Consider the following 24,668-nt stretch of genomic DNA (forward strand, 5'->3'; position numbering starts at 1 on the left):
TTGCTAACCCATTAAATTGTTATGCAATTAGATGCAAACAATGTTTTCGGCTTGTGGGCCTTTTTGACCTTGAGTAACAGTAAACTGTACACGTTGGCCTTCAGCTAAAGTTTTGAAACCGTCGCTAACAATAGCACTGAAATGTGCAAACACGTCTGCGCCAGATTCTTGCTCGATAAAGCCAAAACCTTTTGCTTCGTTAAACCATTTTACTGAACCAGTAGTTGTATTAGACATAATATGTATCCTAAAAAATTAATATAAGTGTGCCTGAAAAGAGGCGATTGAGCCGGAAAAAATAGTTAACTTGAGGATAACGCGTAGGATTATTACTAAAACAACTCGGTACTAACAAATAAAACAGAACTTCTTTCAAACTAGTATTCTAAATGGGTTATTGCTAACCCATTAAATTGTTATGCAATTAGATGCAAACAATGTTTTCGGCTTGTGGGCCTTTTTGACCTTGAGTAACAGTAAACTGTACACGTTGGCCTTCAGCTAAAGTTTTGAAACCGTCGCCTGAAATTGCACTGAAATGTGCAAACACGTCTGCGCCAGATTCTTGCTCGATAAAGCCAAAACCTTTTGCTTCGTTAAAAAATTTTACTGTACCAGTTGTAGTATTAGACATAATAGTATCCTAAGAATTAATAAAAGTGTGCCTTAAAATAGGCAATTTAACAGGGAGAAAACAAGCATATAACTGAGGATAACGCGCAGGATTATTACTAATAACAACGTGGTACTTACAAATAAGCTGGGTTTTCAATCAACCCGATGCAGGCATGTTAGAGTAAGTTAAAACATGTAGCAAGCTTTATATAATTAAAAGTTATATAAAACGGCATGATTATTTTATATCCATTTGTAAATTAAGGGTTTTATTTTTTCACTTTGTTTTGTGTTTTTAATGCGTTTTGATTTTATAGTAGTTACATTCATAAATTTAGTCATTTAACTTTCATAAAAATTACCTTTATTAGTCATATCTATTTTTTATAGTGCAGCGGTTGATCTTTTTGTGGTCACACATTTTTTAAAAAATAATCACTAAATAATGGGAATTATGGATGAAAATTAAAAAAGTTGCTGCGGCAATAGCGCTAACATTTGCGTTTAACGCAGCTAGTTATGCCAATGTATTACCGCAAAGCCAAAAAGACAGCAGTTGGTATAGTGCTGCGCAAACAAAATTAACAACAAAAACTACCCAAGCGCAGAGTGTTAAAGCCACCAAAGCTAAAAACGTAATTTTATTTGTTGGTGATGGTATGGGGGTATCAACGCTAACCGCCGCACGTATTTTACAAGGACAACGCAATAACCAATCGGGGGAGGAGGGTTACTTAAGCTTTGAGGCATTTCCGTATTCCGCACAAGTTAAAACCTATAACGTAGATGCACAAACTCCCGATTCTGCGGGCACTATGACTGCGATGATCTCGGGTGTAAAAACCGATGTTGGCGTAATAGGTGTTGACGAAAATATAGAGCGTGGGATGTGTTCAACAGTTGCGGGCAACGAGTTACTAACAGCAACAGAGCTGGCAGAAATTAAAGGCCTAGCAACTGGGGTTATTTCAACAGCGCGAATTACCCATGCAACGCCTGCAGCAACGTATGCTAAATCGGCCGATCGTAACTGGGAAGATATTTCAGACATGCCAGAGGATGCAATTGCAGCTGGCTGTGAAGATATTGCCTCGCAACTAATTAACTTTGAAAAAAACCTAGAGGCGCGTTTTGTTGGTACTGATATAGATGGCCTTGATGTTGTTATGGGCGGCGGACGTCGGCACTTTTTACCCAAAAACGTAGCAGCTAATTCAACAGACGCAGTAAGCGCAATAGAAGGGGATCGTACCGATAATCGTAATTTGATTAGTGAATGGCAAGCGCAATACCCTACTGCAACGTATGTTATGGACCAAACCGGCTTTGATAATATTGCCGATGACGCTACTAAAGTATTTGGCTTATTTAACGAATCCCACATGCAATACGAAGCAGACCGCGCAAACGATATTGCTGGCGAGCCTTCACTTACCGATATGACTACTAAAGCAATTGAAGTGCTGGGCAAAAACGACAAAGGCTTTTTCTTAACCGTTGAATCGGGTCGTATTGATCACGCGCACCATGCGGGCAATGCCTATAATGCACTTAACGACACAATAGAGTTGGCCAAAGCGGTACAAGCTGCGGTTGATAACACCAATCCAGAAGAAACCCTCATTTTAGTCACTGCCGATCACAGTCATGTATTTACTATTGCGGGCTATCCCAAACGCGGCAACCCTATTTTAGGTCAAGTTGTGGCCGTGGGCGAAACAGCCCCCAGCCTAGCTGCCGATAACAAGCCCTATACCACAGTTGGTTACGCCAATGGTTTAGGGTTTAGAAACTTAGGTGATGAAACAGATGCCGATGCAAGCTATGCAAGTGCTGCTGTGGCAGGGCGCGTTGAGTTACAAGGGATTGATACAACAACCCCTGGTTTTCATCAAGAAACAACAGTGCCATTGGCCTCGGAAACACACGCAGGTGAAGACATTTCATTGCATGCAACAGGCCCCGGTGCTCAGCTTGCACAAGGCGTAATTGAGCAAAATGTAGTGTTTCATATAATTAATCAAGCTCTTGAACTAACTCAGCAATAATGGCGGCTAACATGAAAAAATTAACGGTACTTTCTTTAGCAGTAACTCTTGCACTAACGGGTTGCTCAAGTGACAGCGATAAAAACCAAAATAGTATATTAACTGTCAATAACGTAATTGCTGTCGGGTCTGAGCAATGTGTTAACGGCGGAGTAACAACACAAACAGGCGAAGATACCAACGGTAATGGAATATTAGAAAGCAGTGAGGCTACATCAAGTAACTTAGTATGTAATGCACCAGCTACGTCGCTTAGCAGCGAGCAGTTAGCATCGCTTACTAGTAATGCTTGGTTTAGCGATGCACAAACCAAGTTAGCAACCACAAAAACAGCAAATGCGAGCATAGTGACTGAGTCAGGCAAGGCTAAAAATATTATTTTATTTGTTGGCGATGGTATGGGAATTTCGACAATAACTGCAGCGCGTATTTTAGCCGGGCAGTTAGAAGGTGAAATGGGTGAGGAGCATCAATTAAGCTTTGAAACTATGCCGTATTCAGGTTTTGTAAAAACCTATAACGTAGATGCACAAACGCCCGATTCGGCCGGCACTATGACCGCAATGGCCTCAGGGGTTAAAACCGATGTGGGTGTTATTGGTATTGATGAAGCGGTTGAGCGTGGTAATTGTGTGTCGGGCAAAGGACATGAGCTAGTTACCTCACTAGAGCTTGCTGAAATTGCGGGTAAAGCGACCGGTATTATTTCAACTGCCCGCATTACTCATGCAACACCTGCGGCTATGTACGCAAAATCGGCCGATCGTAACTGGGAAGATATTTCTGATATGCCCGCGAGCGAGTCAGCTAATTGTGAAGATATTGCATCGCAACTGGTTAACTTTGAAGCCAACCTAAATGCGCGCTTTAATGGTGTTGATGTAGATGGCATTGATGTTGTTATGGGTGGCGGGCGTCGTCATTTTTTACCAAAAGATGCTGCGTTTAATTCAGCCGATGCAGTAAGTGCAGTTGAAGGGGATCGTACTGATAATCGTAATTTAATTAGTGAATGGAAAACGCAATATCCAAATGGTACTTACGTAATGGATCAAACCGGTTTTGATGCAATTAGCGATGATGCTACTAAAGTATTTGGGCTGTTTAACGAATCTCACATGCAGTACGAAGCAGACCGCGCAAAAGATATTGCTGGCGAGCCTTCGCTTTCACAAATGACCGAAAAAGCCATAAATGTACTGGGCAAAAACGACAAAGGGTTTTTCTTAACCGTTGAGTCGGGTCGTATTGATCACGCGCACCATGCGGGTAATGCATATAACGCTTTAAACGACACCATTGAATTGGCAAAAGCAGTACAAGTTGCCATGAATAACACCAATCCAGAGGAAACGCTTATTGTTGTAACAGCCGATCACAGCCATGTATTTACCATTGCGGGTTACCCTAAACGCGGTAATCCTATTTTAGGTAAAGTGGTGGGCGTAGGCGAAACAACGCCAAGCCTAGCGGCCGATGATATGCCATATACAACGCTAGGTTATACCAATGGTGGTGGTTTTAGAAACCTCGGTAGCGAAACAGATGCTGACGTAGGTTATAACTTTGCACCAGTAACAGGGCGGGTTGATTTAACCAATGTTGATACTACTACCCCTGGTTTTCATCAAGAAGCGCTGGTACCAATGAGCTCAGAAACACACGCAGGTGAAGATGTTGGCGTATATGCTATAGGCCCTGGTGCGCACTTAGTGACAGGCACTAATGAGCAAAGCTTTTTATTTCATGTAATGGACTTTGCCGCAGATTTAGTTAAAACAGCAAACGACAAAGTGGCGCAGTAGTAAGTTTATAAATTGTGTGTGCAAAACAACTCGTACTCTGTGCGGGTTGTTTTTATATTATATTTTGTCATAAAACAGCCATTATTTTTAGCTATGTTAAAAGCATAAATTAGAGCCATTTAAAAAGAGTACCCAATGAAAAAAGCATTATTAATGATGACCGTATTATTCAGTAGCAGCGCTTTTTCCCAGCAATGCAATGTTAACCCAGCGCTATTAAAAGCAACTTACACTGTAACCAACAATAAAAATAACGAGCCAACAACTCAAGCGCTAACCCTGTGGCGAAACCAGCAACAAGTAGCGCATCAAAACGAAATAACGACCGAACTGTGGCAGCATTTAACTAATAAGCAAATACGGCCAATTTGTTACTTTAATGCTCAGCAGCGGGGTATTGAATACCAACCGTCAGAAGTACGTGGAGTACAAAACTGGAGTGCAAAAAACCAGCTGGTGGATGCGCATTTAATAGCAAAAATGACGTTAGTAAATACTCAGGGTACAGGTTGTGATGAAGTAAAAAACTATGTGTTAAACGAAGCTGAAACTGAGTATAAGCTGGCTTTATTTACACAGTCAAAGTTGGTTAAAACATTTAGTGTCAGCAGTAAAAAAAGCCAAGTAAGCACCTTACTCAGCCTTAATAATGTAAGTAGTAACGAGCAAGCGATAGTTGCTCAGTTTGCTAAATGGGATAACTTTCAAACTACTGACTATGCCGATATAGGCGACAACGAAAACGATCCCTTTTTAGCTAAAATGATTAACCTTGGTTTTATTGAGCATAGCGCCACTGGCTTTTATAACCAGCAGGGGCAAGCTATCCAAGGTGAGCATTATCATTAGATTTTTTGGGCTTGGCAGCGTCCTCTGTTAAGCCCGCAATATAGTCGTTGTCGTCGCAGGTATTTAAATCTTCTTGTGCTTGTTTGTCTTGTTGTAGCACTTGTTTTAAATCTTCCATACGCTGGCGTACAGCTACACCGTAGCTAATATCGTCGCCCCATAATTTTGCTAACTGTAATACACTGGCGCGGTCGTGATCTCTAAATAGCTTACCAGCTCGCTCGGCATCGGGTTTATTGTTACCTAATAACTCGAGCGCTTTAACTGCAAGGCTGATGGCAGAATCAACAGTTTCACGATTAAAGGCATCTACTTTTAAACTAAGTAATTGATAAGCGTGACGACGGTCGATAGCACGTGCAACAATTTTTAACTGCGGGTAGTTTTTTTGCGCAAGCTTAATAATTTCTAATGTTTTATCGGGGTTATCTATAGCCACTACCAGCATTTGTGCTGTTTTTGCACCTGCGGCTTCAAGTAGCTCCTGACGCCCAGCATCACCATAAAATACCGTTTTACCAAAGCGGCGTAATAATTCAATTTGCGTAGGGCTATGATCAAGTACTGTTATTTCGTAACCCTGGGCATGCAGTAAACGCCCCATTACTTGGCCAAAGCGACCGTAGCCCGCAATAATGACATGTTTAGCGCTGCTAATATGCTCGGGTTTATCAAATTCAGGCTTTACGCTGCTATCGCGTTTTTGCAGTTGCTCGTAAAACATTAATAATAAAGGGGCTATTAACATAGAAATAGCCACCACTAAGGTTGTTAATGCGGTTTGTTCGGGCGTTAAAATGCTTAGCGTACTAGTTACACTTAATAATACAAAAGCAAATTCGCCTCCTTGTGCCAAAGCCAGTGTAAATAATAGTTGCTGCTTTTTATTTATTTTAAAGGTAAAAGCCAGCGCAAATAAAATACAGGCTTTAATTACTATCAATAAAACAACTAAGCTAATCACAGTGCTAAATTGATTAAAAAACAGTTCAAAGTTAATCGACGCGCCCACAGTAATAAAAAATAGCCCTAATAGCAGACCTTTAAAAGGCTCTATGTCGGCCTCTAACTCGTGCCTAAATTCACTTTCGGCAAGTACTACGCCAGCTAAAAAGGTACCCAGCGCAGGTGATAAGCCAATACTTTGCATAACTAATGCAATAGCAACCACTAAAAAAAGCGCAAAAATGGTAAATATTTCACGTATATGTGTTTGCGCTATATATCTAAAAATGGGGGCCGATATATATTTACCGCAAGCAATAATGGCGGCAATAACAGCAATCGATGCACCTACTTGTTGCCAAACCGGCCAGTTGGCAATAATTGAATCACTAACCTCGGCGTTGCCACTCAGTGGTGCAAATGCGAGTAAGGGTAATAACGCTAAAATAGGAATAATAGCGATATCTTGAAATAGCAGTACAGAAAAAGCATTTTGCCCAGCTTCTTGTTTTAGCCAGCCTTTTTCTTCTAGGCTTTGCAGTACAATAGCGGTAGAGGAAAGCGCCAGCATTAAACCAATGGCAAGGGCTGTTTGCCAATGCATGGCAAACAGCCAATAACAAGATGCAAAAATAACGGCTGCGGTTAACACTACTTGTAAACCACCTAACCCTAAAATTGAGTGGCGTAATGTCCATAAACGTGAAGGTTGCAGCTCTAAACCAACTAAAAATAGCATCATTACTACGCCAAATTCGGCAAAGTGCATTACATCGGTTTGATCGCCAACCATAGCTAAGGCATAAGGGCCAATAAGTATGCCTGCGATTAAATAACCCAGCACCGATCCGAGTCCTACTCGTTTGGCAATAGGCACAGCTACAATTGCTGCCGCTAAGTAAATTAAAGCTATTTCTAACACGTGTTTTTCCTAGGTGAGTTTTTAAACCCAAGTGGTTTGCGTATAAATAGAATGACTGACACGCTTATAAAATACAATAATTTAAGTGGCTAAAAATGCTGTTTTTTTTAAAATTTTACAGCCTTCAAAGTATTATTAACGCTGACATACCCTAGCTCTGCTTTAATCATAATGAGATTTTTTTCAGGATTAACGCGAATGTTACTTAGATCAATCGTTAAGCAGCAAAAAAAGGATGCGTAATGCATCCTTTATAACTTTCAACTTTTAGCTAGCACTTTTATTAAAAGCGGTAAGTAATATTACCGTATAAAAAGCGGCCATCTAAACTGTATGGCACGTAGGGGGTGTACGGGAATATTTGACCAAAGTTAGAGTAACCAATGTTATCTACAGTTGCTTGCGGGTACTGATCAAACAGGTTGTTAGCGCCTACGGCAAATTTCCATTCATCGTTAGGGCTATAAGCCACTTCAAGATCGGTTATCCATTTTGCATCTAGGTATTCATCTCGGTCGCTGCTTGTAGAAATATCAGCAACTTCGCCATAACGCGTGGCACGCAGTGTAGTTTGCCATTCGTTAAAGCTCCAAACAGCCGATAAGTTTAGTTTGCTATCTGGTGTGCCTTCTTCAAAACGGCCCACTTCACGCCGAGCAAATACAACATAGTCATCACCTAACGAATTGAGTTCTTCAGGGTTGTCGTCTATATGGGTGACTTTAGTGTCGTTAAAGTTAACCGCTGCGTTTAAGCGTACGTCGCCTAGGTTATCTAGTTCCAGTAAATAAGTTGCAACTATGTCTACACCTTGCGTACGTGAGTCTATTGCATTGGTAAAGTAGCGTACGCTTTCGGTGTTTAGCTCACCAGCGTTTGCTAAAATTTGCGCAACTGCTGCACCGGCTAGGTTTTCAGAGAGTACAATCCGGTCATCAATATCAATACGATATGCATCAACCGTTAGGCTAAAATTACCTTGAGTGTAGACAAAGCCAGCGGTTAAGTTTACAGAGTCTTCAGCGTCTAGTTTTTTAGCGCCTAATGCTTGTGCTGCTGGAGAGTCACTTGGAAATAAACCTACTTCAAACGCTTGGTTGTTTTCAAGTATGGTTGATATTTGACGATACGAGCTTTGTGCTAGCGATGGCGCGCGAAAGCCGGTACTTGCTGCACCACGTAACGATAAGTTATCAGTAATACTGTAACGCGTTGCTATTTTTGAGGTGAATGTGTCGCCAAAGTCGCTGTAATCTTCATAACGGCTGGCTAAAACCACATTCCACTTTTCTGTTAGGTAGGTATCAAATTCAACAAAAAGTGCTACGTTGTGGCGGCTTTCGTCGGTAACACTTTGCGGACCAAAACCAGATAGTACCTGTGCACCACCTGCTGCAATTGGGTTGCCGTTACTATCAAGCGCGGTAATATAAGAAGCTTCTTCGCCTTGTTCTATTTTGTAGCTTTCGTGGCGGTATTCAGCACCTATAGTAAAAAATACGTCATCTGGTAAACCTAAATCAAATGCTGTGCTGGCATCTCCATTAACAATAAATTGGTCATAAACCAATGCGCCGTTATCAAATTCGGTTTGGCTGGTGGCACCTAAAGATGTATTTAAGCTATTTACTACGCCTAATGCAAAGTCGTTGCGGCCGTAGTTGGTACTTACATCCCATGTCCAGTCGCCTGTTTCACCTTGTAAACCAAGAGCGAGAGAGTAATCTTCTACGTCGGTTTCAATTTGTGGCAAAAAGCCATTAGGGTAAACGTCTAAAATGTTATTTTTATCTACAGCTCGGCGATAAAATCCGCCTGAGTTGCCTTCACGCTTAGAGTAGCTACCAAAAGAGTATAAGTTTAAGCCGTTATCAAAGTCGTAGCCCATGTTGTAAAACAGTGCATAGTCTTCAAGCTCTGCTTTACCAAAGCGGTGATTGTAACGATCGATAGTGAACTCGCGTGGATCTAGGCTACCATCATCAAGGCGGCTATATTGCTCGCGAGGGTCAAAACCAGAGCGCTGGGTAGAGTCGTTATCACGATATTCAATAGATACGTTTACAAAACCGTTATCGGCTAACGAAAAACCAGAATTAGCGCTAATAGTACGCGTTGCGCCATCGCTCATTTTACGATCATCGCCAGTATTAAATGCTAAGTTGCCGTTTGCATCTGCGTACACGCTTTCAAGCTGAGGTACTCCAGCCATTTGAGTATCATATTGTCCGTAAGTTACGCTTACACTGCCGCCCTGCGCTGCATCTTTAAGAATTATATTAATAACCCCAGCAATAGCATCTGAGCCGTATTGCGCTGCGGCACCGTCGCGTAATACTTCTACGCGCTTAATTGCCGATGTTGGGATCATATTTAAATCAACAGCTGTTGAACCACGCCCAACTACGCCAGCTAAGTTTAATAGCGCACCTGAATGACGACGCTTACCATTAATAAGCACTAGGGTGTGATCGGGGGCTAAACCACGCAAAACTGCAGGTTTAGCATGGTCTGTACCATCGCCCATTGTTGCGCTTGGGTAGTTAAAGCTTGGCACTTGGTTTGCAAGTACTTGGCTGATTTCAAGCTGGCCAGTACTGGCCATATCGCGACTGGTAATAATATCAACAGGTACTGAACTTTCAGCAATACTGCGTAAGCTGCGACGAGTACCCGTTACCGAAATTACTTCGATATTTTCTTGTGCTTGACTATCTGGCTCTGCGGCTACAGCTACTGAATAAGGCGTGCTCAATGCAGTAGTAACGGCCAAGCTAAGTGCTAATTTTTTCGCTGAAAAGCGCTGTATGGTCATGTGATCCCCCAAGGGCTGCTATTGTTGAGTCTAAAAGCGCCGCATCTTAAAGAAGCTAATAGGATAGTGCAAAGATCAAAACAAACTAAGTTATGCAAATAGCTAAGGCTGGTGTTTACTTTGCGCTGAACGTACTAATTTAAATAGGTGTGCTTGTGTTGAGTAGTTGCAACCACAGGGTGAATTGAGGTGTTTTTTAATACAATTAATTTAGTAAATGTAAATAAAAAAGGCCAAGTAAATTACTTGGCCTCTTTATTGTTTTTAATGTTTTAATTCAAGAATTAAGTATTACTCTGGCGCAACGTCTAATGTAGTAAATAACGAGTAACGCACGTTATCTATGCCTTTTTCAGACGACTCTTCGCTCACGCTTGCTTCAATTAAGTATAAACCCGGGTGCTGCCACGTTGTGCTAAAAAAGCCGTTTTTGTCAGTGGTTACTTTAACTTCGCCACGTTCGTTACGGTAGCGTGTATCACCTTTTAATATTGCCAGCTCAACGTTTGCTGCCGGCTTACCAGCTTTGAGCAACTGAAAACGCGCTTGTTCACCAACAAATAAATCGTTAGGGTGAGTTGGGCCGCTAATCTCTAAACCTTTACCAAGTAGTGCTGGCTTAGATGTGCCGTTACGACTTACAAACGTATCAACGGTAGAAAATGCTTTGGTTGTTTTAATATCTGTAGCGTCTGCTGGAATATCTTTACTGTTTTTGCCACCAAAAACACGACGACGCTCACCTTTTGCATCCTTATAAAAGGTCATTAAACGTGGCTCACGTTTCATTGCAATATGGTAAGTCCCTTCGTTGGTTAATTTAACTGCCGCAGAGTTTTTACGCTGTAAAAAGTAAGCGCGAATATTATCGCTAATAGGTTTGCCGTCAGGGCCGATAGCCATCAGTAAATTGTCGTCGTATTGTGCGTCTTTCTCAGTTGGGCGGTATGCTTTGTCGGGAGCAAAAATTTCATTAGAAATACTCGCGTCAATCATTACATAATGCGCTTTATCGCCAGATAAAGAAGTATGCGATGGTACTAACCATTGTGCATGGGCGTTAGCATAGCTTGATGCAAGTGCAGTGACTGTAAGTGCGCCAATTAATGCACTTTTAAGTAAATTGATTTTCATAATCGTTCCTTTTTAAATGGTTTTAGCGGATGCTTTATTTGCTGCTATGTATTACTTGGCAATAATAGTGACGAAGCTTTGTGAAAATTCATTGGTACCATCAATCGTGATTTTACCCTCTTGTGTTAGGTCTATTTCGACACGGCTGTAATCTCGGCCGCCTTCTTCGCGTACCACTTCAATATTAAGTAAGTATTTACCCGGTTTTACTGGGTTACCGTCTAAATCATTGCCCTGCCAATTAATGGTGTAAGATCCAGCTCGTTTGGTTGCGCCGCTTATGCCGTCGAAGTTAAGGTTACTTTTACCGGCTTTACGCCACCATTGGCGTAAGTCTTTAAACCATTCGGCTTTTTGTACCCAAAGTGCCAGCGTAGTAACGTGTTTGCGCTCGCTTGTTTCTAGCCAAACTGCAACATAAGGGCGGTGATACGGTTGTACGTCTAATTCGGGTAGGTTTAATTCAATTTCTAATTGTGCAGTTTGTGCATGCGCAGTCGCTTGAAAAAACGTCGCAACTAGCAGTAATGCTGCGCTTATAAACACTTTAAATTTAATCATTAATACACTCCTTTTAATTGTGGAACCCAACATAAATAAATAACGACAGGCGTTGCTATGCCTAACACCGTTATCCATATTCCTGCTAAGCGTTTTTTTCTGTTTTGAAATAAAATAATCATGCCGGTAATGGCAAATAAGATCATTAATACAGCTGAGATATCTATTACCCAACTCCATGCTTCGCCACTATGTCGGCCTTTATGTAGATCGCCAATTAGGCTTAAAAAACCACCTGTTTGGTAATCAAGGTTTAGTGTGCCACTTATAAAGTCGAGCTCGGCGTAGGCAAACCCCGCGGGTAATGGGTAGTCGAGCATTACCAGTGCGTCCTCTTTTTCCCATTCAATGCTTTTTACGTTAGTGAGCGCATATTGCTTGGCTAAGTAAGCTTCTATTTCGGGGTAGAGTGTAGGTAAGGTACTTAACTGCGCATTTGCTTTGGCAGCCAATGCACTTGGAATTGGAGTTGATATTTGGCCATTATTTTTATCATTTTTAAGCCAGTCAACATGGTTAAGTACTATGCCGCTAACACAAAATAAAATAAGCAAAAAAAATAGCGCTGTAGAAATATAAATGTGTAAAGCCCGGCTGGTGCTATATAAAGCTCGTTTGTTAATAAACGCCATAATAACTGTAAACTAATTAATATTTACCACATGATAATGATTTGTATTAGCTATTACAAATATACTTACTAAACTTTACATTAAGTTTTTATAAACAGCGGGTATTTACGTTGTTAAAGCGGGATATTCAACTTTTTGGTATGGAAGAGGGTCTTAAAATTAAATAAATCATTACAGCCACTTCAATTATGGCAACTAAAAAAATAACCCAAACAGCAGGAGATGAAGCCAGTAAAAATATAAAACCAACCAGCATGCCCAAAGCGGCGCAATATTTGGCTTTAACAGGCACTACTTTATGTGCTTGCCACTGGTGCAGGGTAGTGCCGTATCGTGGATGATTTAAAAGCCAATGCTCAAGTGCAGGCGATGAGCGAGTAAAACAGGCCAGAGCTAAAATAAAAAAGATGGTGGTGGGCATAACCGGTAGTACTATACCTATAATTCCAAGTACAACTAGCATTAAGCCAAGTACTTTAAACCATACCTTTTTGTAATATATATAGGTTGTTTTTATATTCACTTAGGTTAGTTTTATTAAATTATAGTTAGTTTGATTATAGAGTAATTAATGCCGTAATTTAAGCGCAATTGCAGTTACTTAATACGTGGACATAAAGGAATAAGTAAAATTAGCGCAGCAAAAAGGGCAAACAAAGTTGCCCTTTATAAGTAACTAATTAACTAGCTAATTAACTTACTTGGCTTAAAAGTAATAACCAAGGTTAATATTAAAGCGGCTTTCTGTTTCGCCGTTACCCGCGATAGAACCGCCTACAAATGGCTGATTACGCGCATGTACATAATCGATGTAAGTAAATAGTCCACCGGCGGCAATCGATACACCCGTTACGTTCATCCAGGTATTTGCGCTGTTGTCTGATTTATTGTAAATAATACCGTAGTCGTTATAAAACTGTAGGTTGCTTACCGGCCCCCACTGTACTGGTACGCTATATGCTACGTTAAAGGTGCTGGTAGTAGCATCGGCGGCAATTGAATCATAAAACCCGTATGCGCCTACAGCCATGCGATCTATATTATCAACATTGTAGTTATACTCACCGTGTTGTAGTTGAATATTCCAGTTATTAATATGGCTATTTAAGTGCAGTGCCCAAGCATTGTAATCACCCGCACGATCGGTCCCATCATGTAAGCCACCCGCAAGTGCTGAAATACCTACTTCAGTGGTTATGCCTTCACCGTGTTCAAAATGGTATGCATAACGACCTGTAAAGGTATTGTATTCGCCAAGCTGTTTTGCAGGCTCTGCGTAAATACCTTCACCGACAGGGCGGCTTCCAACAATATCGTACGAATAACGATGGCTACGATCTTCTACATAACCGTCAACACCACCAAGTTCATCATTTTTGAAAAAGCCAAGGTCTAGTTGCCAGTTATCGCTAACTTTACGTTTAAACATAATACCTAGATCGTGATCATCCTCTAGGCCAATATAATAGTTAGTACTAAAAAAGTAATTATGTGAGTTATACGGGTCGTTACCAAATGGTACTTTAGTAATACCTGCTTGTACTTGCCACTCATCATTAAGTTGATAACCAGCCCACGCCGACTTTATAACGGTCATGTAATCAAAAAAGCGAATTTCACCGCCTAAAAGTACACCACCAACTTCACCTGAGAGGTTTAAACGAAAAATATCAAAATCAAAGTCACCAAGGCGGTCTTCATTACCTTCACTATACGAGGTAACACTGTAGTTAGTACGAATAGCACCACCTACGGTTATACCAGCAGATTCTTTCTCTTCAGCTTTAGTGGCAGCAACCACAGTTGTTTGTTCCGCTTTTTTACTTATTTGAGCAACTTGTTGTTCGTGTTGCTCATTAATTTTCTGTTGTTTGGTTTTTTCAGCTGCTAATTGCTGCTCTAGCATCTGCATTTGCTGTTTAAGTTGCTTAAGCTGAGTTTGAAGCGTGTCTAGATCTGCGGCGAATACATTGCTCGACGCACCAGCTAGCATGAGGGCAAGTGTTAATTTCGAAAGTTTAGTCATAAATTGCTGCTCAGATTTTGATTGAAAATTTAAGATGTAAAAGCACATCCTGTGTAAATTTATTATTTAGGAGCTTGAGTAAGCGCACCCACTTCTAACAGAGGCGATGCATCAAGTTTATCTGCATCCATCATTGCGGCAATGCGCTGCATTGACGACAGTAATAGGCTCTGCTCCCACTCTGCAAGTGCCGAAAACTTAGCAATAAAATGCTCTTGTAGTGGTTGCGGTGCTTTATCAAGTAACTCCTTTCCTTTATCGGTGAGGTATAAACTCACTCGACGCTTATCCATTTGGCTACGTACCCGAGTTACTAAGTCTCTACCTTCTATCCTATCAAGAATATTAGTAACGGTTGCCGGGCTTAAATTTACATTTTGAGCTATACGGCTTGCTGTTATCCCATCTGTATGGGAAACCTCTTGCATTATAAGCAGTTGTGGCCCAGTTAAGCCTGAAGTTTTATTCAGTTGCTTAGAGTGTAAATCGATCGCACGAATCACTTTACGTAAAGAAACCAATAACTCGTTATGTTTTTGCATTTAGCTAATCTCGTTAAAAGGGCGCAATGGTTTGCCATAATCGCGAAATGTTACACATCAAGTAAATTGAATTCAAATGATATATTGCATTTTAGCCTGCTTTTTGTGGTTTTTATTAGTTTGAGCAGTAATTAAAATTTGTGTTTTTTAATTTTTAATCTATGTCTGTAGTGTTTTATTCGCTAATGGCTGTAGTATACCTTTAAGCCTATAGAGTATAGATAATGAGTTTTTTTTATCAATTTATAAGTATTGCTAATTTACTGAGGGTGACATTTATAAATAAGTATTAGTACAAAGTAATTATTTATAAATACCTCGCAGGTATTACCGAGTGAAAATAAAGCGATCGATATTTAAATTATTTCGCTTATCATGTAGATGATTTATAAGCTTACTTGACTATTTAGGTGCACATTTAACACTACGTGCCAGCATTATAGGAAATAATATGAAGTTATCACCTTCCGTTAGTATTTGTCATACTGATACCGGTTTAGAATTTATTAATATAAATAGTAGCCATTGCGATGCAAAAATATTTTTGCAAGGCGGGCAAATTACCAAGTTTACCCCAAAAGGTAAGCAGCCATTGTTATGGGTATCTCAAGAAGAAACATTCCAAGAAAATGCCAGTATTCGCGGCGGTATCCCAATTTGTTGGCCTTGGTTTGGAGCACACGATAACAATGATTTTCCGGCGCATGGTTTTGCTCGAACGAGTTTGTGGCAGGCCGATGAAGTGCATGAAACCGAATACGAAGTTATTGTTAGCCTTAAATTACCCATGAAACTAGTTAATCTTGATTATTGGCCGCATCAATCAAGCTTACGAGTTGAGTTTGTACTAAACGAGCAGTTACAAGTGCGCTTAACAACCACAAATTTAAGCAATACACCGTTTAGCTTTTCGCAAGCGCTGCATACTTATTTTCCAACATCAGATATTAACAATACCAGCGTTGATGGTTTGCAAGGTGCGCAATATACTGAATTTGGCGAAGCTCCAGTAATGCAAAGTGATGTGGTTAGTTTTGCCCGCGAAACCGACATGGTTTATACCCAAGCAGCGCCAGTGCAAACCATTAATACTCCCGAGGGTATAATTAGTGTGGGCCGAGAAAATTCCAGCTCTTGCGTATTGTGGAATCCATGGATAGAAAAATCAAAGCGTTTATCTAACTTTGCTAATACTGAATATAACAACATGCTTTGCCTTGAAGCAGCCAACGTATTAAATGATGCCGTTACGCTCGCGCCAAAACAAAGCCATACCTTAATTACCATCATTAAATGGCTGAGTTGAGCCTTGTATTTATATAAGTAATAGTGAGTTTAAACAATAATATGGTGTTTAATAATCAACAAATAACCAACTTACCACAACATAGTAATATTGAGTTTAAGCCATTGGCGGCTAACGCTTTGCTGCATGTGCAACTTAATTGGCTGGCGTTTTATATTCCTTTAATAACCGGCTTAGTGGTGGCGTGTTACTTAAATGCTGCTTTTGCTAATCTAGCGCAAACGTATTTGTTGATTGGCATGCCAATAATTATCATATTATCAATGTTTTATAATGTAGTGAGTATAAATCTGCAAGGGGTAGCAATGCGCACCCACGATATCGCGTTTAAAAAGGGAATTATTTGGCAGCAAATAGTTATTTTACCGCTAGCGCGAGTACAGCATATTGAGGTGCACCGCGGGCCAATTGAGCGCAAACTCGGCTTAGCGAGTTTAAAGCTATACAGCGCTGGTGGCATGAGCGCCGACCTGCAAATTAGCGGCTTAACTCACGACGATTGTAAAAATATGCGCCAGTTTGTACAAAACTACCGCAACGACGATAACATCGCACAAGCAACCCCTGCAGATGAGTAACGCTGGTAGCGCAAGTAGTTTACATTGGCAAGCTGTATCGCCTTGGGCGTTAGTGTATTTTGTTGTCCATTTTATGGTGCGAGTTATAAGAGATGGCATATTTAATTTGCTACCTATTACGATTGTGTTTGTAACTCAAGTTGAAAACAAACTATTTTGGGGACAAATTGCCGGAGCCGTCGCGCTTGTTGCTTTGCTTATTTACTCTTTTTTATATTATAAAAGCTTTCGTTTTTGTATTTCTGAAGAACACGAAATTTTACTCAAAAAAGGCGTATTTAAAAAAGAGCGTTTAACCCTTAAATTTGCTCGCGTACAAAACGTAAATATTGCTGAGCCGTTTTATTTTACCCCTATTAACTTAGTAAATTGTATTTTTGATGCCGCAGGTAGCGTAGCGCAAGAAGTGGTACTGCCGGGAATAACCAAAGAACACGCACAACAAATGCGTAAACAAATTTTTGCTTACAAAGCCCAGCAACAAGATACTGTAACTGACAATGTAGATCACCAAGTAACAGCACAAAGCAGTCTATTTATTAGCAATAAAGAAATTGCTAAGTTTGGTTTAATATCAAATATGGCTATTTTAGCCTTTGCAGCTATTGCGCCATTTATAAATGTTGTTATCGATTTTTTAGAGCAAAAGCTGATTGCTAAAATGGAGGGCTTTTACCAGCAAGAGCTAGGTATAGTAGCCAATGCTGCCATGTTTGCGGTGATCACCTTAATTGTTTTGTTGGTTATTATTGCGGTGTTGTTGTCGGTTGGCATGTCGTTGATTCGGTTTTATAACTACGAGCTGTATTTTAAAGGACAAAAGTTTAAACGCATTGCTGGCTTATTAGAGCGCCATCAGTTATCTATGAGCTTAGATAAGGTGCAATCAATTGTTATAAAACAAAACTTAGTTGCCCGACTATTAAAACGCTTTACCGTTGAATGCTTGCAAGCGAGCAGTGGTGGTATGGTAGCAGGCGTTGCTGCTAAAAATAATAAACAAACCTTGCTCTTACCGGTATTAAACGCGGCACAAGTAAACAGTGTTTGCCAATGGATTTATCCTTGGTTTAATAGCAAAAACCTCGCATTTACAGGCGCAGAGCGCGCACTACTATATAAAAACTTAGTTTTTTATGCGCTTTTACCGAGCATATTAGTATTTGTTTTTTGCTTAGTAGCTGAGTTTAATATGTGGCTTAGTTTAGGTGTATTTGTTGCATTTTCTGGTTTAGTTACCTTGTCGTATCAGCGTTATGGCTATTACTTACATGAAGATAATGGCCGATATTATATGGTGGTGCGCAAAGGCTTGATTGGCGTACATTATCGGGTGTTTGAACTGTATAAAACACAAAGTGCCCGAAGTATAAGTACCTACTTAATGCGTCGCTCAGGGTTAAAAAGTGTGTATATACAACTCGCCTCAGGTTACGCTTTTATGCCCTATATAAAGCAGCAAGATGCTGACTTTATAATTGATTTTACACTTATGCAGGTTGAATCTGATCCCCGTAGCTGGATGTAGCTCTACTAAAAGCATGTGTAGTTTATAGTTGCACATGTTTTATTACACTTTATTACTGCCAACTAAAAGTAATTAGTAATAACCTAGGTGCAGTTAAGGGATCATCTAAGGGACTATAATGAAAAAAACACTTATCGCAGCGGCTTTATTACTTACCGCGCCGAGCTATGGCAACGACTGGCAAACCATTCATACCGAGCACTTTAATGTGCATTACAGTATTGAGCATACCGACTTTGCCAAATCGACTGCTGTAGAGCTCGAAATAGTACGTACCAAAGTGCTTGATCAACAAAACCGCGCACTCGATAAAACTGTAGATGTAGTGGTGTTTGATCCCTTAAATGCAGCGAATGGTTTTGCGCTACCTACCTCAAATAACCCGATAATGGCACTTTTTACCACGCCGCCACAATCAGATACTGTTATATCAAATACCTCAGGTTGGCAGCAGTTATTGGTATTGCACGAGTACATTCACTTAGTGCATTTAGCACAGCCAACACGTAATAACTGGCAGCAAAAAATACGCAGTCTATGGGATCTATACGATCTAACTTACAGCAATACCCCTCGTTGGGTTGCCGAAGGTTATGCCACGTTAATTGAATCTAAAATGACCGGTCGTGGGCGCTTATTTGATAACTACTCAGAAGCAATATTAGTAGAGTTTGCCCAGCAAGGAGCGTTGCCCAGCTACTCACAGTTAAATAGTACCGAAGGTGGCTTTATGGCCAGCTCCATGGCGTATTTAATTGGTAGCCGTTTTTTAAATTGGTTAGAGCAAAACTATTCAGAGCAAACGCTCGATAGCGTTTGGACACGCATGCAAGGCGTAAAAGTGCGTGATTTTGATCAAGCATTTAGCGGCGTGTTTGGGCAAAGTGCCGCTAAGCTGTACCGCCGTTTTGTAGCTGAATACACTTACAAAGCTATGGCCAAAGAGCAATTAGAACCTAAGCTTAATAGTGAGCTGTGGCTACAGCTTAGTTTATATGCAAGTAACCCTGCGCTTGCAAAAGATGGCAGTAAGCTGGCCATTGTAGAGCGTGATAAAAACGATAACACTAAGCTTATTGTGTACAGCACAGAGCAAAATACTAAAGCCGAAAATAGCTTTAATAAAGCACAAAAAAAGCTATTAGAAAATGATCCCCTAGATATTGCTGACACTGCACCTGGTGTATTTAAGCGTGAGCAAAAACAAGTGCTTAACCAAATTAACCGAGCAGGCATAGCTAACCCACAATGGATTAATAATACCACGCTTTACTTTAGTGCTTTTAGTACTGAGGAATCGGGGAGTTATAATCGTGTTTCTGATGTTTTTAGCTACAACACTGAAACCGGCAATATAGAGCAGCTTACCGAGCTTGCAGGTATTCGCCGTTTTAGCGTAACCAGCGATGGTGAAACCTTATATGCTGAGCAAGTAAGAGGTGGTTACTCAGAATTAGTGAAAGTAAATTTAACCACTAAAGTCGTCACTGAGTTATTTAGTAAAAGTTTAAAAACGGCGTATGACTACCCAATATTAAACCCTGATGAAACTAAATTAGCTTACTTATCAGCATCTTTAAACGAAAATTGGCAATTATATATACAAAATACGGATGGTGAGCACCGTCAATCAGTGGCTATGCCAAACGGGTATCAATATTTAAGCCAACCAAGTTTTAGCCAAAATGGAGAGTCGCTTTACTTTATTGCTGGCTTAAATAGCGCTACCGATATTTATAGTTATCATATTGCAAGCAAAACACTCACTAAACTAACTCAAGGGCAAGAAGCGGTTGCACATCCCATTGAAATGACAGATGGCTCATTACTTTATTTCTCGATTAGCGCAGATGGCCCCAATGTAAAACAACTAGCGAAAACACACCAAGGGAATATGGTTAGTGATATTGCAACCACTAAACATGCGCCACTGCTTATGGTTAATCAACACACACTTCCAAAAGCTAACATTTACACTAACCAAGTAGGCACACAAAGTAGCTACAATGCACTTGAGCAACAAGCCACTGTTGCACTAGGCGCGCAGTATTATTCGGCTGCAACCAGTTTGTTGAATTTAGGGGTTAAAAGTAGCGATTTATTAAAACAGCTCGACTTACAGGCAGGGTATAGCGCCGACTTGCACAATGGTGCTTTGCATGGTGGTTTTGTGCAGGCAAAATACAGTGCATTACCAGTAAAATTCAAACTTAGCGTGTTTGATTATAATTTAAATACAGCACGCCAATATAAATCCTTAAATCAAACAAGCTTAAGCGCCGATATTACTGCGCGCGGTGGTTTTGCTGCAATAAGTTACCCTCTTAAATTTGGGCAGTTAAACTTAACGCCAGAGCTTGCTTATAATTACACTGACTACAAACAAAACCATAAAAGCTGGACGCGCTTTGGCGTTACTCAAAGCTGGCAATATGACCGCCAAGACTTTGTTATAGGCCAAAGTACTTATGCGAGCTGGTACGATGGCAGCAGCAAAAGTAATAATTGGCAAGGTTACGATTTAGCCGCCCAAATTTTTGGTAAAGCATTTGGTATTCCTCTTTATGCAAGCCTTGAGCAAAAGCAACGTGATGATGGCAGCCTTGCATTAGGTGGCTTTGGCTCAAACCTGATTAATCAGCAACAAAGTAGCGAATTTGTACTTTCATCTGAGCTGCCTTTTTACAGTGCAACTGCAAAGCGTTATCAAGGTTATGGTGCTGGGTTTAGCTTTAAAGAGGGGTTACCTTGGCTTTATTACAAGCAACACCAACTTGATAGCATGGTATATGCACAAAGTTACGGCTTAAAATATCAAGGTGATATTAGCTTTGGGATGGGGCCTGCAGGTGTAAATGATTTAACGTTTAATTTAGGCTTATCGCGCGTAGAAGGCGATAGCTTTGCAGATGAAATGCGCGCGTGGTTAAGTTTTTATTATTCGCTTTAGCGTTTTTAAAAGCAAAGGTAAAAATAATTAATAACGGGGTTTGAGCGGCGATTTAAGTGCCGTAAAACCCACATTTACTTTGTCATACTTAACGACAGTAACTTAGCTTGATACACATTAAGCTTTTGTTTGTCGCGTTCAAGTTCGATGGCTTTTTCAAGTAAGCTTTGTGTTTGTTGAGTTTTACCTTGCTGAAAGCGTATTTTCGCCAGCTCTAAATACAGATCGGCTATATACGGTGCTTTTACTATTGCTTGCTCAACATGTTTGTTAGCGCTATAAATATTTCCTGTTTGTAACTCATTTTTAGCCAGTACTAATAACTCATAAGGATCTTTTTCTATATTTATTAGTTGTAAAGATAACTGCTGCGCAAGCTGAGTATCACCAAGCTTTTGAGCTAATAATTGATAGTTACTAATTAAATTTATGCTCGCATAATTGTTATTTAATGCTGCTTGATAAATATTTTTCGCGCTTTGTAAGTCGCCAGCATGGCGGTGTAATATGCCTGCTAAGTTAAATAGCTCAGGATCTTTAGGGGTGTAGTTATTAGCTTGCAAAATAAGAGAATATGCCATGTTTAATTGTTTGTTTGCTAATGCGCTAGCGGCTAAATTGCTATAAAACTTAGCGAGTAAGTCATTATGGTTAGCACTACCTGAGTAAATACTGTCTCGAGTTGGGAAGTAGTCGATTAACGTACCTGCGCGGGTTGTTATTGTGCTTATTGGATTTATGTTTTTAGCGGTACCTATTTCTTTAGGGGCATAAACCATAGTTCTAAAATGGTTAGCTACATACACTAAGTTACTTTCTTTTGCGTAAACAGGCTCGCTGGTCATTTCTTGAAAACTCGTATCTAAACCAAGAATGCGAGCATAGCTTTGGGTAAGCACCGCTAGGCTAATACAGTTTCCTTGCGCTCGATTAACTGTTTGTGTAGAAGTGAGTGTATCGCCGTGATATGTAAAGTTAGTTAGTTGGTTTTCAAGGTAATTATAAACAACTCTATCGGTACGAATCCCAGATAATAGCTGTTTTTTGGCATACGCTAAAAACTGCTCTGTCTCGACCTCAGACAGCTCAAAAATAGCTTGTTCAGATAAAGTGGGTTGCTGGCTAAATAAAGCATGATTAATTACTTGTGTAAGCGGTATAGTTTGCAGTATTTGCTTTTGATTGTTAGTACTGCTGCAGCCGGTTATTAATGAAAAAATAGTAATTATCACAAGCGTATAAAATTTCATAAACTCACTCCATTGATACAAAAGTAAGTAGCTTAAATAGAGTTAATTACTACTTTACCTAACATTATAATGAGTTTGTTTTTTAATCAAGGGTTTGCTGTGCGGCGTTTATTTAAACGGTTTTGTCGTGACTGCTTTTTGCGTGCACGTCGGGTAAGCCATAAATAAAAGCCAGTACCTGCAAGCCATACAGGGCTTAAGCCAATAACAGCCCACAGCACCTTACTTACAAGCCCTGCAAAGTAGCCAAAGTGGAGCTTTCTAAAGCTATCAATTACTTGCCAGCCAATTCCTACTTCGCGAATATCCCAGTTAGCCATGTGCTCGCCAGTTAGCTTACTGTAAGTAATTGTATTGGCGTATTCACTAGCCAGCGGATTGGTTGTGCTTACTTCACCAAATAAGGTAATGTTTTCGTCTGGCTCTAATGGCAAAACTAAAAAAGTACCGTTAAAAGTAGAGATTTGTTTTTTGCTGTCATCGAGTATTTGCTGCAACGAAATGTCGTGACTGTATAAGGGGTTGGTTAGTACATAATGCTCTTCTTGTGCGTGTTCTATCACTTCGTGATACCACACAGCCCAGTTAAAGTAGCCGCCAGTAATGGCTAAAATAATAATAATGGGTGAGCCTAACACGCCGGTCATTTTATGAATGTCGCTAAGCACTATTTGTAGTGTTGCACGCCAGCGTACGCTAAATAAGCGTCGCCAAAATTTGCGATAAATAATCAGGCCGCTAATACCCAATACGAGTAAAAACACCGCAAAAAAGAACCCTAATACAGTGCCCGTTTGCCCTGGTAAATTTTTAAAATCGTTAAGTAAAAAGGTGTAATGCAGCTCTAAAAACCAATCGGTGAAATAATGGCTGGTACCCACAGGCTCTGACAAAATATCACCTGTGTATTGGTTTAAATGTAACTTAGCCCATTGCTCTGTACCGCGCTTTATTAAGTAAACCCGATCAGCAGTATCATCGTTAAATATTTCCCAACTAGCTACTATATAATTAGGGTAAGTACGCTCTGTTTTAGCGATTAACTTATCAATAGGTAGTCGCTCAGGTAATGCTTTTACCACAAAGTGGCTATTTGGCATTAGCAGGCCATCTATTTCACTTTTAAATACTAAAACACTCCCTGTAATGCTAATAACAATAAGGGGGATGATAGCAATAAGGGCAACCCAGCTATGAATTTTAAACAGTGTTTTTCGCATATATAAAGCAAGAAAAGATGACAAGTATTGCGCATGATAACAATTATCAATTGCAATTCAAGTTTTGCAGATGGTTATGCTAAAAACAGCAAAAGCGTGAACTTAAGCTAACGATTTTTGTATAGCTAAGTTGCCAGTTGCTAAAAAAATATTTTCAATTTAGTTGAGTAAAATCTAGTCGCCACTACAATGCCGCTATAATATAAAATCCTTTAAAAACATATGTTTATTATATGTTTCCATTTTAATTCCTATTAACACTTACGTAACGAGCGAGGTTGCTTTGGCACATTTTCTGCCTGTATTGTCTTCATTTATTTTAGTCTTTAGTTTTTTACCACTGCTAAATAAAATTCGTAAAAATCGCAGCGTGTCGGGTTTATCGCTGTTGATGATGACCTTTGGTGTTGCACAAAGTACGTACTTTATTGCCTTTAATCTGTATTTTGAGCGCTTTTATATGGCGCTGCCATTTATAGTAACAGGTATATTAAGTGGTTCTATTTTATACTATTTTGCGCGTTATAATGCTGAACGAAAAGAGCGTGTTCAGTTACTGTGTATGTTGGCTTTTTCGCTTATTCCATTTACGTTATTAGCTAACCCAGTACTTGATACAGCTAAGGTACTAACGTGGTTAACCTTTGTTGGTTTGGTAATGAGCTCGGTGCGTGTAATGCCACAAACGTATAAAACTATTCGCAGTGGTGATATTAGTAATTTAAGTGCACGTTATTTTAGTTTGCAGTTTGTGGCGGGTATTTGTGGTTTATTTGCCGAGTTTGCTATGGCTACGCAAAGTATTGCGCATATTTTAACGTTTGTGATGATTTTACTCACCAACGCTGCGCAGCTTGGTTGCATTCAATATTATAAAATGCGCCCTAATACGGTATAACGTTTAAAATAGTAGTGATAATTTAATTTAACTGTGGCAGGTTT

20 protein-coding genes are annotated in these 24,668 nt (G+C 40.0%); 8 read left to right on the top strand and 12 right to left on the bottom strand.

From position 1 onward, the window contains the following. Window positions 1–27: 27 nt before the first annotated feature. The gene (locus tag H5079_RS11555; protein ID WP_011329604.1) at window positions 28–237 is read right to left on the bottom strand and encodes a cold-shock protein; all 210 of its coding nucleotides are present in this window, start codon (window positions 235–237) and stop codon (window positions 28–30) included. Window positions 238–424: 187 nt separating this feature from the next. Beyond that, a complete protein-coding gene (locus H5079_RS11560; RefSeq protein ID WP_011329603.1) occupies window positions 425–634 on the bottom strand; it encodes a cold-shock protein in 210 nt (69 codons plus the stop codon). Window positions 635–1,073: 439 nt separating this feature from the next. On the opposite strand from H5079_RS11560, the gene H5079_RS11565 reads away from it, so the two are divergent. The 3 genes from H5079_RS11565 to H5079_RS11575 all read left to right on the top strand — a co-directional run bounded on the left by H5079_RS11565 (window position 1,074) and on the right by H5079_RS11575 (window position 5,317). After that, window positions 1,074–2,663, top strand: coding sequence for an alkaline phosphatase (locus tag H5079_RS11565; RefSeq protein ID WP_011329602.1), 1,590 nt, complete (start codon window positions 1,074–1,076; stop codon window positions 2,661–2,663). 11 nt (window positions 2,664–2,674) lie between these two features. Continuing rightward, window positions 2,675–4,468, top strand: a complete 1,794-nt coding sequence (locus H5079_RS11570; RefSeq protein ID WP_182684136.1) for an alkaline phosphatase — start codon at window positions 2,675–2,677, stop codon at window positions 4,466–4,468. A gap of 135 nt (window positions 4,469–4,603) precedes the next feature. Continuing rightward, window positions 4,604–5,317, top strand: coding sequence for a hypothetical protein (locus H5079_RS11575; RefSeq protein WP_182684137.1), 714 nt, complete (start codon window positions 4,604–4,606; stop codon window positions 5,315–5,317). Here H5079_RS11575 and H5079_RS11580 read toward each other — a convergent pair. From H5079_RS11580 to H5079_RS11615, 8 genes are all read right to left on the bottom strand, one after another. Continuing rightward, entirely contained in the window at window positions 5,292–7,184 is a 1,893-nt protein-coding gene (locus H5079_RS11580; protein WP_011329599.1) for a monovalent cation:proton antiporter-2 (CPA2) family protein, read from the bottom strand. The two genes, H5079_RS11575 and H5079_RS11580, sit on opposite strands and share 26 nt — an antisense overlap. A 283-nt stretch (window positions 7,185–7,467) precedes the next feature. Further along, the gene (locus H5079_RS11585; RefSeq protein ID WP_182684138.1) at window positions 7,468–9,999 is read right to left on the bottom strand and encodes a TonB-dependent siderophore receptor; all 2,532 of its coding nucleotides are present in this window, start codon (window positions 9,997–9,999) and stop codon (window positions 7,468–7,470) included. A gap of 291 nt (window positions 10,000–10,290) precedes the next feature. Next, window positions 10,291–11,133, bottom strand: a complete 843-nt coding sequence (locus H5079_RS11590) for a DUF4198 domain-containing protein (protein ID WP_011329597.1) — start codon at window positions 11,131–11,133, stop codon at window positions 10,291–10,293. A 51-nt stretch (window positions 11,134–11,184) separates the two neighbouring features. After that, window positions 11,185–11,694 (bottom strand): DUF2271 domain-containing protein, encoded by a 510-nt coding sequence (locus tag H5079_RS11595; RefSeq protein ID WP_089368903.1) that lies wholly within the window; start codon window positions 11,692–11,694, stop codon window positions 11,185–11,187. Continuing rightward, the gene (locus H5079_RS11600; protein ID WP_011329595.1) at window positions 11,694–12,326 is read right to left on the bottom strand and encodes a PepSY-associated TM helix domain-containing protein; all 633 of its coding nucleotides are present in this window, start codon (window positions 12,324–12,326) and stop codon (window positions 11,694–11,696) included. Before H5079_RS11600 ends, H5079_RS11595 begins: the two co-directional genes overlap by 1 nt. Window positions 12,327–12,453: 127 nt before the next feature. Further along, window positions 12,454–12,849, bottom strand: a complete 396-nt coding sequence (locus tag H5079_RS11605) for a YbaN family protein (RefSeq protein ID WP_041454623.1) — start codon at window positions 12,847–12,849, stop codon at window positions 12,454–12,456. A gap of 183 nt (window positions 12,850–13,032) precedes the next feature. Further along, window positions 13,033–14,352 (bottom strand): porin, encoded by a 1,320-nt coding sequence (locus H5079_RS11610; RefSeq protein WP_182684139.1) that lies wholly within the window; start codon window positions 14,350–14,352, stop codon window positions 13,033–13,035. 62 nt (window positions 14,353–14,414) lie between these two features. Beyond that, a complete protein-coding gene (locus H5079_RS11615; RefSeq protein WP_011329592.1) occupies window positions 14,415–14,894 on the bottom strand; it encodes a MarR family winged helix-turn-helix transcriptional regulator in 480 nt (159 codons plus the stop codon). Window positions 14,895–15,345: 451 nt separating this feature from the next. On the opposite strand from H5079_RS11615, the gene H5079_RS11620 reads away from it, so the two are divergent. The 4 genes from H5079_RS11620 (at window position 15,346) to H5079_RS11635 (ending at window position 21,256) form a co-directional block, all read left to right on the top strand. Continuing rightward, complete coding sequence (locus H5079_RS11620; RefSeq protein ID WP_182684140.1) at window positions 15,346–16,200, top strand: D-hexose-6-phosphate mutarotase; 855 nt, start codon at window positions 15,346–15,348, stop codon at window positions 16,198–16,200. Between the two features lie 44 nt (window positions 16,201–16,244). Further along, window positions 16,245–16,778: a PH domain-containing protein gene (locus tag H5079_RS11625; protein WP_182684161.1), complete on the top strand. Its 534-nt coding sequence runs from the start codon at window positions 16,245–16,247 to the stop codon at window positions 16,776–16,778. Further along, window positions 16,771–18,306, top strand: coding sequence for a PH domain-containing protein (locus tag H5079_RS11630; protein WP_182678583.1), 1,536 nt, complete (start codon window positions 16,771–16,773; stop codon window positions 18,304–18,306). The genes H5079_RS11625 and H5079_RS11630 overlap by 8 nt, the downstream gene beginning before the upstream one ends. 118 nt (window positions 18,307–18,424) lie before the next feature. Further along, window positions 18,425–21,256, top strand: coding sequence for a hypothetical protein (locus H5079_RS11635; protein WP_182684141.1), 2,832 nt, complete (start codon window positions 18,425–18,427; stop codon window positions 21,254–21,256). Window positions 21,257–21,330: 74 nt separating this feature from the next. Here H5079_RS11635 and H5079_RS11640 read toward each other — a convergent pair whose 3' ends face one another. Then, complete coding sequence (locus tag H5079_RS11640) at window positions 21,331–22,506, bottom strand: lipopolysaccharide assembly protein LapB (protein WP_011329587.1); 1,176 nt, start codon at window positions 22,504–22,506, stop codon at window positions 21,331–21,333. 86 nt (window positions 22,507–22,592) lie between these two features. After that, entirely contained in the window at window positions 22,593–23,726 is a 1,134-nt protein-coding gene (locus H5079_RS11645; RefSeq protein WP_182684142.1) for a PepSY domain-containing protein, read from the bottom strand. 283 nt (window positions 23,727–24,009) lie between these two features. Here H5079_RS11645 and H5079_RS11650 point away from each other — a divergent pair, with 283 nt between their 5' ends. Continuing rightward, window positions 24,010–24,624 carry a PQ-loop domain-containing transporter gene (locus H5079_RS11650; RefSeq protein WP_011329585.1) on the top strand — a complete coding sequence of 205 codons (615 nt, stop codon included), beginning with the start codon at window positions 24,010–24,012 and terminating at the stop codon, window positions 24,622–24,624. The last annotated feature ends 44 nt before the right edge of the window (window positions 24,625–24,668 follow it).

It is taken from the genome of Pseudoalteromonas sp. SG44-5, from assembly GCF_014164175.1.
GTDB classification, from domain to species: Bacteria; Pseudomonadota; Gammaproteobacteria; order Enterobacterales; family Alteromonadaceae; genus Pseudoalteromonas; species Pseudoalteromonas nigrifaciens.